General features: G+C 42.1%; 12 protein-coding genes. 10 read left to right on the forward strand and 2 right to left on the reverse strand.

Going from position 1 to position 17,210, the window contains the following annotated elements:
- Positions 1-128 precede the first annotated feature (128 nt).
- The 4 genes from speA to PS1M3_RS00960 are packed head-to-tail and all read left to right on the forward strand — an operon-like array spanning position 129 to position 5,143.
- On the forward strand, positions 129-2,009 hold the full coding sequence (gene speA, locus PS1M3_RS00945) for a biosynthetic arginine decarboxylase (protein ID WP_058430130.1): 1,881 nt from the start codon (positions 129-131) through the stop codon (positions 2,007-2,009).
- 57 nt (positions 2,010-2,066) lie between these two features.
- Positions 2,067-2,951 carry an acyltransferase gene (locus PS1M3_RS00950; RefSeq protein WP_008129852.1) on the forward strand — a complete coding sequence of 295 codons (885 nt, stop codon included), beginning with the start codon at positions 2,067-2,069 and terminating at the stop codon, positions 2,949-2,951.
- An 18-nt stretch (positions 2,952-2,969) separates the two neighbouring features.
- Positions 2,970-3,890 carry an acetyltransferase gene (locus PS1M3_RS00955; RefSeq protein WP_203985779.1) on the forward strand — a complete coding sequence of 307 codons (921 nt, stop codon included), beginning with the start codon at positions 2,970-2,972 and terminating at the stop codon, positions 3,888-3,890.
- Positions 3,887-5,143: a mechanosensitive ion channel family protein gene (locus PS1M3_RS00960; RefSeq protein WP_008129857.1), complete on the forward strand. Its 1,257-nt coding sequence runs from the start codon at positions 3,887-3,889 to the stop codon at positions 5,141-5,143. The genes PS1M3_RS00955 and PS1M3_RS00960 overlap by 4 nt, the downstream gene beginning before the upstream one ends.
- On the opposite strand, the gene chrA is transcribed toward PS1M3_RS00960, so the two are convergent.
- Positions 5,106-6,260: a chromate efflux transporter gene (gene chrA, locus PS1M3_RS00965; protein ID WP_203987239.1), complete on the reverse strand. Its 1,155-nt coding sequence runs from the start codon at positions 6,258-6,260 to the stop codon at positions 5,106-5,108. The genes PS1M3_RS00960 and chrA overlap by 38 nt on opposite strands.
- Positions 6,261-6,438: 178 nt before the next feature.
- On the opposite strand from chrA, the gene PS1M3_RS00970 reads away from it, so the two are divergent.
- Positions 6,439-7,071, forward strand: coding sequence for an OmpA family protein (locus PS1M3_RS00970; RefSeq protein WP_008129859.1), 633 nt, complete (start codon positions 6,439-6,441; stop codon positions 7,069-7,071).
- Here the strand turns inward: PS1M3_RS00970 and PS1M3_RS00975 are convergent.
- Positions 7,068-8,846 carry an ABC transporter transmembrane domain-containing protein gene (locus PS1M3_RS00975; RefSeq protein ID WP_006794215.1) on the reverse strand — a complete coding sequence of 593 codons (1,779 nt, stop codon included), beginning with the start codon at positions 8,844-8,846 and terminating at the stop codon, positions 7,068-7,070. The two genes, PS1M3_RS00970 and PS1M3_RS00975, sit on opposite strands and share 4 nt — an antisense overlap.
- Before the next feature lie 89 nt (positions 8,847-8,935).
- On the opposite strand from PS1M3_RS00975, the gene PS1M3_RS00980 reads away from it, so the two are divergent.
- The 5 genes from PS1M3_RS00980 (at position 8,936) to PS1M3_RS01000 (ending at position 17,209) form a co-directional block, all read left to right on the forward strand.
- The gene (locus PS1M3_RS00980; RefSeq protein WP_006794216.1) at positions 8,936-9,334 is read left to right on the forward strand and encodes a DUF3224 domain-containing protein; all 399 of its coding nucleotides are present in this window, start codon (positions 8,936-8,938) and stop codon (positions 9,332-9,334) included.
- 17 nt (positions 9,335-9,351) lie between these two features.
- Positions 9,352-9,534 carry a hypothetical protein gene (locus PS1M3_RS00985; protein ID WP_058403592.1) on the forward strand — a complete coding sequence of 61 codons (183 nt, stop codon included), beginning with the start codon at positions 9,352-9,354 and terminating at the stop codon, positions 9,532-9,534.
- A complete protein-coding gene (locus tag PS1M3_RS00990; RefSeq protein ID WP_058551409.1) occupies positions 9,535-10,152 on the forward strand; it encodes a LysE family translocator in 618 nt (205 codons plus the stop codon).
- A gap of 156 nt (positions 10,153-10,308) precedes the next feature.
- The gene (locus PS1M3_RS00995; protein WP_008129863.1) at positions 10,309-13,188 is read left to right on the forward strand and encodes a TonB-dependent receptor; all 2,880 of its coding nucleotides are present in this window, start codon (positions 10,309-10,311) and stop codon (positions 13,186-13,188) included.
- 22 nt (positions 13,189-13,210) lie between these two features.
- On the forward strand, positions 13,211-17,209 hold the full coding sequence (locus PS1M3_RS01000) for an alpha-1,6-glucosidase domain-containing protein (protein WP_203985782.1): 3,999 nt from the start codon (positions 13,211-13,213) through the stop codon (positions 17,207-17,209).
- The last annotated feature ends 1 nt before the right edge of the window (position 17,210 follow it).

Raw genomic sequence — 17,210 nt, forward strand, 5'->3', positions numbered from 1 at the left:
ATGACATTTTAACTGATTTAGCGAATAAAGTTAGTGAGGAGTGAGTGAAAGTTCAATTTTTGTTAGCCTAGGGGATAGCGACGTATTAAAATGCGCCTTTATACCTAATTGACTAAAGAAGAGTTGCCATGACCTGGGGTTTAGAAACAGCACGTGCTACTTATAATGTTGCTCATTGGAGTGATGGCTATTTTGATATCAATGCACAAGGCGAATTGGTTGCCTACCCCGACGGCGATCAAAATAAAGCCGCAATCTCTTTAACAGACTTAACAGAGCAATTTAAACAACAAGGGCTAACATTGCCTGTTTTAGTGCGCTTTACCGACATTTTAAAAAATCGTGTAGATACGCTTACTAATGCTTTTACCAAAGCGCGCAGTAGCCGCGAATATAATGGCAAATACACCTGTGTTTATCCTATTAAAGTAAATCAGCAGCGCTCTGTGGTGAGTAAGTTATTGGCGCACCCAAGTGGTTTAGTTGGTCTTGAAGCGGGTTCAAAGCCTGAGCTAATGGCTATTTTAGGTGTGGCAAAAGAGCCAATTACCATTGTATGTAACGGCTACAAAGACAGTGAGTTTTTACGTTTAGCGTGTATTGGTCAGGCCATGGGGCACAGCGTAAAAATAGTGGTCGAAAAGCTATCAGAGCTAACCACCTTACTTGAAGAAATAGATAACTTAGGCATAGAGCCTGCAATTGGCATTCGTATACGCTTAAATTCGGTGGGTAAAGGTAAGTGGCAAAATACGGGTGGCGAAAAAGGTAAGTTTGGTTTAACTGCAGGGCAAGTATTAAGCGCAGTAGAAGTGCTTAAAAAACACAATAAATTACACTTAATGCAAATGGTACATTTTCATATTGGCTCTCAAATTGCCAATATTCGTGATATACACCGCGCACTTCGTGAGTGTGCGCGTCACTTTGCAGAGTTAACGCAACTAGGCGTACCACTGAATACGGTTGATGTAGGTGGCGGTTTAGGCGTTGATTATGAAGGCTCGGGCTCTCGCAGTGCGTGCTCAATGAACTACACAGTGGAAGAATACGCCCGCAACGTAGTCAATGCGTTTGCGGAAGTGTGCGACCAACACGATTTAACCCATCCAGCTATTATTACCGAGTCAGGCCGCGCTTTAACAGCCCATCATGCGGTACTCATTACCGACGTAATTGACGTTGAAAAAGCACCCAATCATTTAAATCCTGAACCACCGCTTGAAAACAGCGTGTTAGTGCTTGATGAAATGTGGCAATGTTTACAGCGTTTGAATCCGCGTATGGCGCTCGAAATTTATCACGATGCGATGCACTTATTTAGCGAAGCACACGATCAGTACGTACACGGTTTAGTAAGCATGCTAGAGTGGGCGAAAATAGAGCAGCTTTACTTTACTATTTTGCATCGCGTGCGTGCGTCGCTTAGCAATAACGCGCGAGCTCACCGAGAAGTACTCGACGATTTAAATGAAAAATTAGCCGATAAACTGTTTGTTAATTTTTCACTGTTTCAGTCGTTACCAGATGTGTGGGGCATACAGCAGTTGTTTCCGGTTATGCCAATCGAAAACTTAACGCAACCGCTTACTCAGCGCGCCATTATTCAAGATATTACTTGTGACTCGGATGGGCAAATTCGCGAATACGTTGAAGGTGCAGGTATTGAAACCAGCTTGCCAATTCCTGAATATAAGCATGGCGAACAATACCACCTTGCTATGTTTATGGTTGGCGCGTATCAAGAGATTTTAGGCGATTTACATAACCTATTTGGTGATACCGATTCAGTGCATGTTGAGCTAAACGACGACGGCTATGTATTAACCAATGCCATAAAAGGTGATAGCGTTAAGGATGTATTAAAGTTTGTTGATTACGATAGCGCTATTTTAGCCGAAAATTTTGCTTATCAAATTAATAAACTAGATGCCTCAGAGCAGTGTAAAGCGGGTTATTTAGCCGAGCTCAATGCGGGCCTTGAAGGTTATACCTATTTTGAAGATTAATTTTTAAGTATAAATGCGCAGTGTTTAATGCTGCGCACCGTTAAAGGAATAGAAGTAATGTCAGTTATTCGTAGTGTTTTTAGTCTTATTTTTTATGCATTAAACACACTTTTTTGGTTTATACCTATTTTTATTTGTGGCTTATTAAAGCTTATTCCTATCAAACCATTACAAAAGTTATTGAGTTGGGTTGCTAAACAGTGCGCTACTATTTGGGTGTCGTTCAATACCTTAAACCAGTTGTTACTTACACCAACAAAACTTAACGTGACGGGCTTGGATTCTCTTAAACTAAAAGATTGGTACTTGGTGATTGCCAATCATCAAAGCTGGGTAGACATTTTAGTATTACAGCGCGTATTTAATCGTAAAATTCCGTTTTTAAATTTCTTTTTAAAGAAAGAGCTTATTTATGTGCCTATTTTGGGCTTATGTTGGTGGGCGCTCGACTTTCCATTTATGACGCGCACGAGCAAAAGTCAGCTTAAAAAGAACCCTAAATTACGTGGCAAAGACTTAGAAACAACACGTAAAGCCTGCGAAAAATTTAAAGAAATGCCTGTAACGGTAGTTAACTTTGTTGAAGGTACGCGCTTTACACAAAGTAAACATGCAAAACAGCAAAGCCCATTTCCGCATTTATTAAAACCAAAAGCCGGTGGCATTGCCTTTGTTATGCAAGCAATGGGTGAGCAAATTTCTCAAGTAGTGAATGTTACTTTGCATTACCCTGACGGTATTCCTACGTTTATGGACTTTGCTGGTGGGAAAGTAAAAAATATTAATGTACACGTGAATGTCATGCCGGTAAGTGATGAGTTAATTGGTGATTACACGGGTGATTCTGAATTTAGAGTTCGTTTTCAAAGCGAGTTAAATCGTTTATGGGAAGAAAAAGAACAAACGTTGCAATCACTTGACGCCCCAACAAGTACAAAATAACACGGTGAGCTTACAGTTATGCTAAAAAAATGGTTACCAAATTGGCTAAATGGCCTAATTGTAGGCTGCGTATTATTTACTAATCTTATAATTTTTGGCGTATTGGTATTACTTTTAGGATTAGTGAAGTTATTACTGCCTATCCATGCTGTTAATCGTTTATTACATAGCGCTTATCGGGGATGGTGTAACGGTAATCGGTTAGGTTTATGGCTAGGCTGCCCAGATATTAAAATTGATGTAAAAGGTGATTTAAACTCAAAAAGTTGGTACTTACTAATTTGTAACCATATGAGTTGGTTAGATATTACGGTACTTAGTTCGATGCATGCGTTACCCGCCCCTAAGTTTTTTTTAAAAGACGATTTAAAGTATGTGCCATTTATTGGCACAGGTGCGTGGGCGATGGGAATGCCATTTATGAAACGTGTAAGCAAAGCGCAAATAGCTCAAAACCCAAAGCTTAAAGGGTTAGACATAGAGCGTACCAAAAACAGCTGTCGTAACTTTCGTAACCATCCAACAACTATTATCAACTTTGTTGAAGGAACGCGTTATACCCCCGCTAAACATGCACAACAGCAAAGCCCGTTTAAGCATTTACTAAAGCCAAAAGCAGGCGGAATTGCATTTGCACTTGAGGTACTCGGAACCCAGTTTGATGCTATGTTAAATACCAGTTTGGTCTATAGGGGTAAGTCAGATCATGTGTGCCGCAACTTATTAAAAGGTGAGCTAGACTCTATTCACGTATCAATTGATGTAATGGCTATTACCGACACTATGTTAGGTAGTTACCAAACAGATGAAGCGTTCAAAGCTAACTTTCAACAATATGTGAACGACTTATGGGTTGCAAAAGATAAGCAATTGGCAGGTATTTATGCTCAGCAAGCTATGCCAGATGCACAAATTAGTAAGGAAGCCAAAACACTATGACCAACACCCATATACAAGAGCTAATTGCCCCTTGGTTTGAAAACGTCCCCGACGCTGCTTTTTTTAGTGCATTAACGGCTACCGCCATTGGCATTTGTTCGTTATTTGTTGTGTATTTATTTACTCGCAGGCTTATGCTGCCAGGTATTCAAAAGGTGGTTACTAAGTTATCGCCTGAGCGTATTGGCGCGCTTTCTCCAATGTTAACTAAGCTTAATAAGCGTATTGCTGGGCTACTGTGTTGTGTATTGTTTTTAGCCACCTTCGACAGTTTTTATCCGGTTGGTGAGTTAGCGGCTGAAATACTTAAAACCATAGGCCAAGCTTTATTAATTATTTACACCGGTTTTATTATCAGCAGCATTGTCAGTATCGCTGCTGCTATTTATAACCAATTAGACTTTGCTCGAGAAGTCCCCATTCAGGGCCTTGTGCAAGTTGTAAAGCTAATTACCTTTATTGTTTGTGGCATTTTAATTGTTAGTATTGTGCTTGAAAAATCACCGACGTATATTCTTTCGGGTTTTGGTGCGATTGCCGCCGTCACTTTATTAGTATTTAAAGATACGATTTTAGGGTTTGTTGCCAGTATACAAATTGCGGCTAACCGATTAGTGACTTATGGCGATTGGATCCAAGTTGATAATTATGGCGCCGATGGTGAGGTAATAGACTTAGGCTTAAACACGGTAAAAGTACGTAACTGGGATAACACTATTACGACTATTCCTACGTACATGCTGGTGGCAGGCTCGTTTAAAAACTGGCGTGGTATGCAGGAGTCGGGTGGAAGGCGTATTAAGCGCTCACTCAATATTGATATGAACAGCATTTGCCTAGTAAACGACGAGTTTAGAGCGCAAATAGACGCCGCTATTCCGCTGCACGAGTATATTCGTGTATCGGCATTGCCAGAGCCTGTGTCTAATTTAGGGCTGTTTCGTCGTTATGCCGAAGGGTATTTAAAGCAGCATAGTAAAATAAACTCTTCGCTTACTTTAATGGTGCGGGAGCTTCAACCTTTAAACCACGGTTTACCTATTGAGTTTTACTGCTTTAGTGAAGATAAGCGCTGGATTTCTTACGAACATTTGCAAGCCGAAATAATGGATCACTTACTTGCCGTGCTGCCTATTTTTGGATTGCGCGCCTATCAAAGTGTGAGTGGGCAGTTAAGCCCAACAACCAATGCAGGGCAAACTGAAAAGCCTAGTATTAAAGTGCCCAATAATGCTGTGCAAGACCCACACTAATAAATAATATTAATAGCCACCAAATAGGTGGCTTTTTAAGTCGTAGCCATGCAAAAGCTACAACAACTAACCCAATATGTAACCAGCTGTGCACTGCCGATGTCCAAATAGGTGAGTATAAAGCTGCGGCCAAAAAGCCCACAACGGCGGCATTAAGTGCGGCAATTGAACTAGCAAAACGCGGTTTATTAGCCAAGTTAAGCCAGCTTTTTTGAAATGCTAACATCAATAAAAAGCCGGGTGCAAAAATTAATAACGTAGCAACCAGTGCGCCAAATAAAGGCTGCGCAGTATTAAGTTGTGCACCTAAATAAGTAGCAATAGTAAACATAGGGCCAGGGATTGCTTGAGCGCTGGCATAAGCACTTAAAAACTGATCGTCACTCAGCGCAGGTACAGCAGCTTGCAGTACGGGTAATACAACGTGCCCACCACCAAACACCATAGCGCCTGCTTGGTAAAAAGGCGCAAATAATGCAAATTCTTTTCCAAGCGGGGCAAAGCTAATAGCCAGTAATAATGCAAATAAGCTCAGAGCAACCCAGTTAATATTACTTTTTGTGTCGGTATTCGTATTTTGATTTGCCTCGCCTAATTTTAATAAAGGCCATATAGCACCAACAGTTGCAGCAATAACTAAAACTGCAATTTGCGTGCTTAACACGGGCAGTAAAACAAGCGCTAAGGTGCTTAATACGGCAAGTAACTTAAGCACCGCACTTGTGCAAAAGCTTTTAGCCATAGACAGTGTGGCGTCGGCTACAATAACCACGGCAAATAATTTTAAGCCCGCAATAATGGCATAGTAAACGGCATCAAATTGGTGTGCACTAACAGCCAATATCACCATAATTAAAAAAGATGGCAGCGTAAAACCAACAAACGCGGTAATACCACCTAATATCCCTGCGCGTTCAACGCCAATAGCAAAGCTTACTTGGCTCGAACCAGGCCCCGGCAACGCTTGGCTTAAACTAATTAATTGCGCGTAGCGTGTGTTGGTGATCCAGTTTAGTGTATCTACAAAGTGGCGCTTAAAATAGCCTAAGTGTGCCGCTGGACCACCAAAGCTCATGCAGCCAAGTAAAAAAAACTGTCTAAAAATAGCAATTAGCATTGCGCTTTTATCCTTTTTTGAATTCATTAAATTGTCACAAAGGAATGTGACATATTTATTAAAACTCAATTTTGTAGGGTTAATAACAAAATTATAAGGCGATTGTTACGCACTTCATAGTTTGTTCATACAGGTAATTTCATACTGTTGCTAAATTCTAAATGAATAGGACATCATCATGACATTATCAAAATCACTTTTAAGCGTTACAGTGGTAGCCGTATTACTTTCAGGTTGCGAAATGAATAACACCGGCAAAGGCGCGGCAATTGGTGCAGCTGCTGGTGGCGTGTTGGGTAAAGCAACAGGTAACCACAAAGACAAGCGTATATTTATTGGTGCTGCTATTGGCGCATTAGCAGGTGCTGCTGTAGGTGACTACATGGATAAGCAAGAAGAAGCGTTTCGTGATGAATTAGCCGGCTCGGGTGTTGAGGTGGTACGTGAAGGCGATAACTTGCGCTTGGTTATGCCATCTAATATTACGTTTGCAACCGACCAATCATACATTTCAACAGGGTTTAACGATACCCTAAACGCCATTGCTAAAGTTATGAACAAGTATGAGAAAACCTACCTAAGCGTAGAAGGGCATACAGATAGCACAGGGCAAGATAGCTACAACATGAACTTATCGCGCGAACGTGCTCAAAGTGTAAAAGCTTACTTAGCCAACCAAGACATTATGGCAGCGCGTATTAGCACTAGCGGCTTTGGTGAAACACGCCCAATTGCCACTAACGATACTGCAAATGGCCGTGCTCAAAACCGCCGTGTAGAAATTCAAATAGTGCCAAACACAGAGGGTTAATCCTTATTAAACTGTAATTCACACAGCTTTTGATACAACGGGTTACTTGCGACTAATTCTTGGTGAGTGCCCGTTGCAATAATTTCGCCATTCTCCATGACTACAATCATATCTGCGTGGATAACTGTTGCTAGCCTATGCGCAATTATAAGCGTGGTTCTATTTTGCATTAAGTGCTCAAGCGCGGCTTGAACATGGTGCTCGCTTTGCGCATCGAGTGCGCTGGTTGCTTCATCAAGAAGGAGTATTTCAGGGTCTTTTAAAATAGCCCTAGCAAGTACAATACGCTGCTTTTGCCCACCCGATAACCTAACGCCTTGCTCGCCTAAAAAGCTGTTGTAACCTTGTGGTAATTGTTTAATAAATTCATCGGCATGAGCATGTTTTGCAGCAGCGTATACTTGTTCATCAGTGGCGTTTGGATTGCCGTAACGAATGTTATGCATTACATCTGAGCTAAATAAAATAGGGTTTTGTGCCACCATGCCCATTTTATCGCGCAGAGTGTTTAAAGAGAGCGACTTAATATCAATATCGTGAAATTTTATTGCGCCACTAGCTGGGTCGTAAAAGCGCTGTAGTAGCTCAAATAAGGTTGTTTTACCTGCGCCAGATGGGCCAACAATAGCGACTGTTTGACCTTGCGAAATGCTTAAGCTTATTTTGTTAAGTGCACTGACATCCGGGCGAGACGGATAATTAAAGCTGATATTTTCAAGCGAGATTGCAGGTAAACTTGCGTTATTTTGTAGCTGAGCGTCTTGCGGGTTTTCAGGATTTTCAATTTCACTTTTTACCGCAAGTAATTCAAGTAAGCGGGCGGCTGCGCCTGCCGCTCTTTGCAATTCGCCGTACACTTCTGCAACCGTTGCCACCGACATTGCCACCATAATAGCGTAAAACACAAACGCACCCAGTTCACCCCCGGTCATAGTGCCTGCCAGTACATCACTGCCGCCAACCCAAAGCATTGCGCTAATGGCACTAAAGGTTAAAAATATTACAGCGGCAATTAAAAACGAGCGCTGTTTAATGCGGCTTTTGGCAACGTTGAAGGCTTTTTCGGTTTCAAGTGCAAAAGCATGTTGCTCTTGTGTTTCGTGGCTATAGCTTTGTACCACTTTAATATTTTGAATGATCTCGCCGGCATAGGTGCTTATATCGGCAATGGCGTCTTGACTCGAGCTTGCAAGTTTACGCACCTTTTTGCCAAATACCATCATCGGCACTAATACCAGCGGCACACACGCAACCACTACGAGCGTAAGCTTTAAGTTGGTAATTAATAACATTACCAAACCGCCAACCAGCATTAATGCGCTACGCAGCGCCATAGAAAACGATGAGCCAATAATTGATTGCAGCAAAGTGGTGTCGGTTGTTAAACGCGACATAAGCTCGCCACTGCGGTTTTCTTCAAAGTAGCTAGGGTGCAAAGTAACAATGCGATTAAACACGGCTTTACGAATATCGTTACTCACTCGCTCACCAATCCACGACATTAGATAAAAGCGGCTAAAGGTGCCTACAGCCAATAAGCTAATTAAACCAATAAGTACCAATACAGCTTGTTGAAGTTGCGCTTGAGAGCCCGCAATAAAGCCATGATCTATAACAAACTTAACCCCTTGGCCTAACGATAAATTAACGCCAGCCGTTACTAATAAAGCGCCAAGGGCTGCTATAACCATCCATTTATAGGGTTTTATAAATGCAAAAATAGGCAATAAACTGCTAAAGGCAGCTTTTTCAGTTGCGGGGGTACTGTTTGGCATAGTGGATTCTTTTTATAAGTTGAGGTATAGATTATGGCATCATTGGATTAAAAATCAATAGCTTTAAAAATCATCAATAAGGAATTGTTATGACAAGCAACATAGTAACAGGCCAATTTACGGTGGCATTAGCCCCACTAGATGGCTATGCCAAAGGACAAAACGGCATTAATTTAGGGCGTATGTCGATTGATAAAACATTTACAGGCAAGCTTAATGCTTCTAGCCAAGGCGAAATGTTAAGCGCTATGACACCTGTGCAAGGCAGTGCTGGTTATGTAGCAATAGAGCAAGTAATAGGCGAACTTGAAGGCAAAAAAGGCAGTTTTGTATTACAACATTTTGGCACTATGGATAAAGGCCAAGACAGCCTAATTTTAACTGTAATTTCCGACTCAGGCACTGATGAGCTAGAAGGATTAGCTGGCAGTATGAAAATACGCATTGAAAACGGTGTACATTACTACGATTTTCAATACACGTTATAAGATACACAGGGATTTAAATGCAAAAAGTAATCGAATTTAGAAAGACCCGCTTTATGGGTGGGGTAGATATAGCCGCACTGAATGACCGCATACAGGAATTAAATCAAGATGGCTGGAAAGTAATTAGCGCAGTGCCAATAACCGGTTTTTATGGGCAAGTGCATGGTTATACATTGTTTATTGAAATTGACGAGCTGTAAATGACACTCTCTATGTGGTTAGGCCTAGTTGCTATTTGTATGATGGGCGCAATGTCGCCGGGTCCAAGCCTTGCGGTTGTATTAAAGCATTCGCTCAACGGCAGTATGAAAAACGGCATGCTAGCGGCGCTAAGTCATGGTATTGGAGTGGGACTATATGCGGGAGCCTCATTACTTGGCTTGGGTGCGTTAATGCTACAGTTTCCTACTGTGTATCAGGTGTTAGTGTATTTAGGCGCTGCCTATTTAGCTTACCTAGGAATTAAAATTTTATTGTCTAAACCCAACAATGATGAACTTAAAATACAAAATAGCGAAGTGAGTAGCATTAAAGCATTACAAGATGGGTTTGCCATTGCCTTTTTAAATCCCAAACTTGCTATTTTCTTTTTAGCCTTGTTTTCACAGTTTATTGATCCAGAAAATCTTACCCTAAGCATTGCAATGGTGATGTGTTTAACTGTATTTGTGATTGATACCGGTTGGTACTTACTTGTTGCCGCCCTAACAGAGTTTTCTAAAAACCGTTTTGGGTTTACTAAACACAATCCATGGTTAGACAAAGTACTGGGTTTTGTATTTGTTGCCTTAGCCATTAGGGTGGTAGTGAGTATTTAAGCTATTGCTAGCTAAATTGCTCAAAATAGCTACAGCCTAAGCAGGCTATACTGCATACGTATTCATCACAAAATATTCACCTTTTGGTTACAATTTGTTGGTTGTGTTTTTACTGCACTGACACACCACACAAAACAATAACCAAAAGGCACACACATGCAAAAGTTTAAATTAAATGCGCTCATGCTGGCATTATTTGCCGCCAATAGTGCTATTGCAGCTACTGAAGAACCACCTGAAGAGACGAGTAAACCCGCTCAAGTTCAAACCGATGTAGAAGTGATTGAAGTGCGCGGCTTTAGTCGCAGCTTAATTCAATCGCTTAACCAAAAGCGATTTAGCGATACGGTGTCAGAACAAATTTCTGCTGATGACCTAGGCGCATTGCCTGATATTTCAATGGCCGATGCACTGACTCGTTTACCGGGTATTTCAGCTGTGCGCACTGGCGGGCAGGCTGCACAAATTAATATACGCGGGCTGTCGGGCGGCTTTGTATTTTCAACACTTAACGGTCGTGAGCAGGTATCTACAAGTGGTAGCCGCAGTATTGAGTTTGACCAATACCCATCAGAATTAATTAGCTCTGCGGCAGTATATAAATCGCCAAAGGCATCGCTTATAGAAGGTGGTGTGGCAGGTACGGTAGAGCTTGAAACAGCCAGCCCACTCAATAATGATCAAAAGCATAAATTTGTAGCTAATGTGCGCGGTATGTATAACGACCGTGCATCTGAGGTATCGGATGCCACTGAGTTTGGTGACCGAATTAGCTTTTCGTATCAAGGTAAATATTTAGACGATACATTAGGTGTAGCACTGGGGTTTGCGCGTTTATTTCAGCCAAGTGTAGCAACACAGTTTATTGGCCTTGCATACAACGATAGAAAAGATGTTGATGGCGCACCAAACGACACAAATGGCCCCATAGATAGCCCAGAAAGTGAATACATTAGCGAGGGCTTTGAGCTACAGCATTTAGGCGGTGAAGAAACCCGTAATGGCTATTTGGCTGCCATAGAGTGGGCACCGGTAGATAATTTTAAATTAAAAGGTGATGCGTTTTTATCGCGCTTTGATAAAGAGTCATTTGCCCGCGGTTTTAGGGTTAAATTAGGCGGCCCATCTGCAGCATACGCAAATGCGCAACTTGATGGTAATGCTGTAATTGGTGCTGCTGTTAATCGTACTTCGAAAAGTTATACCCGTGTTGAAATAGTGAATGACGACAACCAAGATTTTGACGAAGTAGACAGCTTTGGCGTTAATGCCGATTGGCAAGTAACCGATAGACTAAATGTTAATGCTGATGTAGCGCTTTCTCGCGCAAAAAGTAATTTTAGAAACGGTTTGTTGTGGAGCTTAGTGGCTGAAGATGCCAATGCAGAAACGCCGGTATTTGATAACAACGTTGCAATTAACTATCAATTAAATGGCTTAAATTTACCTGACGTTGGGTTTAATCAGGCGGCCGCCTTTAGCGATATAGACCGAGTAATGGTCAGTAAATATGGTATTTACCCTGATCAAACCGAAGATGAAGTAACGGCATTTAGACTCGATTTTAAATACGAGCTAGAAAGCGATATTTTTAGCTCAGTAGAATTTGGTGCACGCTATTCAGATAGAGAATACAGCCGAAAGCGCTCGGTGTTTGAGTACGGTAACGACGGGGCATTTTCAACAACGCAGCCCCCTTTGCGTTTAACCGACGATATGGCATCAGTGGTTGATTGGCAGGGCGACTTTAGTTATTTCCCATCGTATTTAGCCATTGATTTAGATAAAGCACTTAATGCATGGTTTCCAGATGGCACGCCAGAACCCGTTCAAACATGGGGCAACGCCGATGGCGTAGACGACGCGCAAGGTTACACAACTAACTATTCGTGGTCAGTGTTACAAAGCGGTTCGGTGTTTGAAGATGTGCTAGCCGCGTACGTGATGGTAAACATTAACACGCAAATTGCCGGCCTTGACCTATCAGGTAATGTGGGTGTGCGCCGTATCGAAACCGACCAATCAGCAACCGTACTTGAAAATGTAGCAGGCGATGCGCGCTTAGGTGCGCAAAATATTGTTGATGAGAACGGCATTGTTAATGACTTATACGCGCCTAATGTATTAGGCACTAAATATACAGATTACCTGCCTTCGCTAAATTTAAACCTGCAACTTAACGACAATTCACTTGTACGCTTTGCTGCGGCTAAAGTCATGTCGCGTGCACCAATTAACCGTTTAGCGGGCGATGCCAGCGCAAACGTAAGTGACGATGGTGTTATTAACGGTTCAAGTAATAACAACCCATTTTTAAAACCCTTTTATGCTGACCAGTACGACTTATCTTACGAATATTATTTTGAAGAAGGTAACGGCACTGTTGCTGCGGCGTTATTTTATAAAAATATAGACTCGTTTGTTGAAACGTTATCGATTGAGAACTTCGACTTTAAAGGTAATGGCTTTAATGTCCCTGATTCTATAGAAGATCCGGTCAGTGGTGAGCAAGTTGCTACAACAAACGGTATTTACACCACGGCAGTTAATAATGGCGAAGGTGGCTACATTAGAGGGCTAGAGCTTGCCTATACGCAAGTGTTTACCTTTTTACCAGAGCCATTTAATGGCTTAGGCGCTAATGCAAGTTACTCATACACCGAAAGTGAAATTGAATCGATAACCAGTTTAGGGGGCGATACTCTCGTTCAATCTTTACCTGGGTTATCTAATAATGTGCTTAATGCTACGTTATTTTATGCTTTAGACGATTTTGAAACCCGCCTTAATGTACGTTACCGCGATGAGTTTGTATCAGAGCAGGTTGCCATTAACGAACAAGTGGTTAATTTTGATGCTGAAACAGTCATCGATTTTCAAACGTCTTATCGCTTTAGCGATTCACTCACCATGCTTTTGCAAGTTAATAACTTAACCGATGAACCAACCCAAAGTTACTTTGGCTCAGAGCAGCGAACAGGGACTACTCAGTACTTTGGTCGTCAGTTTTATCTTGGTTTTACATACAGTCATTAATTAGCAAACGGAGCGTTTAAAAATGAAAATTATAACAATGTCTAAATATTTGCTAATAGCCTTAGGGTTAATGATATTAGCAGGATGTGGTGGGACAGATGAAGTTGAGTCGGGGCAGCAGCTTTTAACCTGTAATGTGCCACAAGTACCAAACGAAGCAGGCTCGCAATGTGTGGACCCTGAGCCTATAACGTGTGCAGCGCCTACTGTACCGGATGATAAAAACGAAAGCTGTGTAGTGGGCGCCGACCCAACATTGCCTGATCCTATTGTATTTGCTGGTGAAGGTGAGGCAGTTTTATTTTATAACCGTTTAGCCGACGATAACTACGAAGGTTACCGATTACATTCGTGGAATAACGATGTGTGTGATGCTTACGCACCTCCGTTTGACACGAGCGATTGGGCTAACGGCCATGAATACGATGGGATTGACCCAAACTACGGTGCCTACTGGATAATTGACCTCAAAGAAGGTTATAACGAGTGTGCTAACTTTATTGTGCACATTGGCACAGAAGGATCGGGTAAAGCGTTTGGTGATGTTGATTTAACCATGCCGCTTATGCAAGACGATGAAAAGTTTCAGCGTATGAACTTTACCATTCATGGTGAGCCTTCGGTGTTTGAATACCCTATTTTAAGCTTGGGCGAACGTCCGGTGGCGATAGATGGTGCATCAGCACATTGGATTGATTTAAATACAGTATTATATAAGCCAAGTAATGAGCTTACACAAATCATTAAGTTACATTCTTCAGCAGCCGCTGACTTGGTGGTTGATTTAGACACTGGGCTAAATGGTGAAACCGTTGAGCTGACTGCAAGCGAGTTAAGTGATGAGCAAGCTGCAAAAGTACCACACTTAACGGATTGGACTGCTTATGAAGGTAGTTGGGATGCAGACGCTGCAAAGCAGCTTATAAAGCAACAGCTTGTTGTTGCAGGCTACGATGCCGATGGCAAGCTACTAGAAGCAACCTTTGTACAAACCGCTAAAGCACTCGATGCCCTTTACACACAAGGCGAAGACGATGCTAACGAGGCATTACTTGGCGTAAATTATGGCAATAACACGATTGATGTAACTGTGTGGGCACCCACCGCTAATAACATGGTGCTAAACGTGTTTGATGATGCAAAAACACAAGTGCACTCCACGCCAATGACATTAAATACGCAGACAGGTATTTGGCAAGTAAGTTTAGATACGCAATATGACCGCCATTACTATCGCTTTAATTTTGATGTTTACCACCCACTGACTCAGCAAATAGAGTCGCTATGGAGTACAGACCCTTACTCACTCAATGTATCTGCCAATGGCTTATACAGCCAGCTGATTAATTTAGCCGATGAAGACACTAAACCAGAAGGCTGGGATGAGCGTATCGTGCCTACGATTACTAACCCAGAAGATGCGGTTATTTATGAAGGCCATGTACGTGATTTTAGTGTGCGTGATCAATCAGTAAGCGAAGCAAACCGTGGTAAATACCTCGCATTCACTGAACTTGAAAGCGTGCCAATGCAGCACCTTAAGCAACTAGCTGACAAAGGTTTAACGCATTTTCACTTACTACCAGTCACTGACATTGGCACCATTGAGGAAGATGCGGATAAGCGCGTTGAAATCACTGACACCCTAGGTAAGTTATGTGAGCGAATAGACGATACCGCCGATGCTTGTAAAATCGAAGATAAAAACAGCATCATTGCTGATTTAATGCAAAGCTACTTCCCGGGTTCTGATGATGCTCAAGCACTTGCCAGCGCGATGCGTGATTTAGACGGCTTTAACTGGGGTTACGACCCGCATCACTTTATTGCTCCTGAAGGCTCGTATGCTTCAAGCAGCGAGGGCATTGCTCGGGTTAAAGAGACACGCGCCATGGTGCAATCACTGCAAGAAGTCGGTCTTCGTGTGGTTCTTGATGTGGTATACAACCACACAACCTCATCAGGCATTTGGGAAAAGTCAGTGTTTGATAAACTCGTGCCTGGTTATTACCACAGATACAATGAAGTATCAGGCACGATAGAGCGCTCAACCTGTTGTGAAAACACAGCAACTGAACATGTGATGATGGACAAGTTTGTTAGCGATTCACTGGTCATACTTGCTCGCGACTTTGGTTATGACAGTTTCCGTTTTGATGTAATGGGCCACATACCTAAATCCTCAATTTTAGCAGCGCGTGAAGCGGTGCAAGCTGTTGACCCTGACAACTACTTTTATGGCGAAGGCTGGGATTTTGGTGAAGTGGCTAATAACCGATTGTTCACTCAAGCTAAGCAAGCTGATATGGCAGGCTCTGAAGTTGGCACATTCAATGACCGCATCCGTGAGGCTGTGCGCGGTGGGGCTATGTTTAGCAATAACCCGACCGATGGTAATTTAGCAGACCAAGATACTCTGCGTTTATCACTGGCGGGTAATTTACAAAACTATATCCTGAAAGACTTTAAAGGTAATTCGGCAAAAGGTAATAGCTTTAGCTGGAATACGCAGCCGACGGCTTATGCTTTAGACCCAGCAGACACCATTAACTACGTATCAAAGCATGATAGAGAAACACTGTGGGATCAGTTGCAATATAAGCATGCATCAAGCATGAGTATTGAGCAACGTGTGCGTGCGCACAACATGGCGTTGTCTATTCCACTTATGAGCCAAGGCATTCCGTTTATGCAACTGGGTGCTGATTTACTGCGTTCTAAGTCAATGGATCGTGATAGTTATAATGCCGGTGATTGGTTTAATGCTGTTGATTTAACCAAAGAGAATAATAACTGGAACATTGGTCTACCTAACGCAGAGAAGAACCAAGAAAAATGGTCTGAAATAATGCCTATTTCAGCTAATGCAGATGCACAGGCGATGCCACAAGACATTGCCTATGCAGGTGATGTATTCCAAGAGTTCTTAGCTATCCGTAGCGCAAGCCCGTTATTTAGATTAACCACTGAGCAAGATGTTATTGACCGTGTAGGTTTTCACAATGTTGGTAAAAACCAGCAACATGGTTTGATTGTAATGAGTATTGATGACGGTCAAGGTTTTGCAGATTTAGATAACCAAATTGACGCGCTCGTAGTAGTAATTAATGCCACTGAGCAAGCGCTTTCACATACGGTACCAACCGCTGCTGGGTTTGAATTACATCCTATTCTTAAAAATGGTGTAGATAGTACCATGGCGGGTGTGAGTTTTAGTGAAAACGAAACCGACGGCACGTTCACTGTGCCTGCTTACACTATGGCTGTGTTTGTTAAACCACAAGGCGAGAGCCAAGGCGCTGGCTTGAGTGCTGATGCAACTGTTGGTGCGCCAGATATCGTCCCTTATGGCAGCACTGAGGTGTATCTTCGTGGTGATTTAAATGAGTGGGGGCTCTCTGATCAATTTGAATATGTTGGCAGTAGCGAGTATCAAATTATGAAGGCGCTGACAGCTGGGGAGAGCTTTGGTTTCAAAGTTGCTTCAGAGAGTTGGGAACTCGTGAATTTTGGTGCTAATTCAGAGCAAGAGGCTGTTGTTCAATTGGGAGTAGAAAAACAACTTAGTTTTAATGGAGCTAATATTAGCTTTACGGCAGACACCGCAGATAACTATTTGTTCTCGTTTAATGCTTCAGATAAAGAAAACCCAACTCTGACAGTGACAAAAATAGGGCCATTTGGAAATGTGTCGTTGTATTTACGTGGCAGTTTAAATGAGGCAGATAGTTTGTGGGGGACAGACGATCAATTCACATACACAGGTGATGGTTTATATACTTTTTCTAAACAGCTAAGTGCACAAAGTGATGCATATGAGTTTAAAGTTGCTACCAGTGATTGGAGTACTGTCAATTTAGGAGCTGGTGGAGATAGTTCAGAAGTAATATTAGGGAGTGAAACACCTTTAGCGGCTTCTAATAATAACTTGAGCTTGTTAATTGAAACCGAAGGAGAATATCGCTTTGTGGTTAATGCAAATGATCTCGAAGCGCCTTTTATTATTGTTAACTTACAATAAG

Source organism: Pseudoalteromonas sp. PS1M3 (assembly GCF_016865405.1).
Lineage (GTDB): Bacteria > Pseudomonadota > Gammaproteobacteria > Enterobacterales > Alteromonadaceae > Pseudoalteromonas > Pseudoalteromonas marina.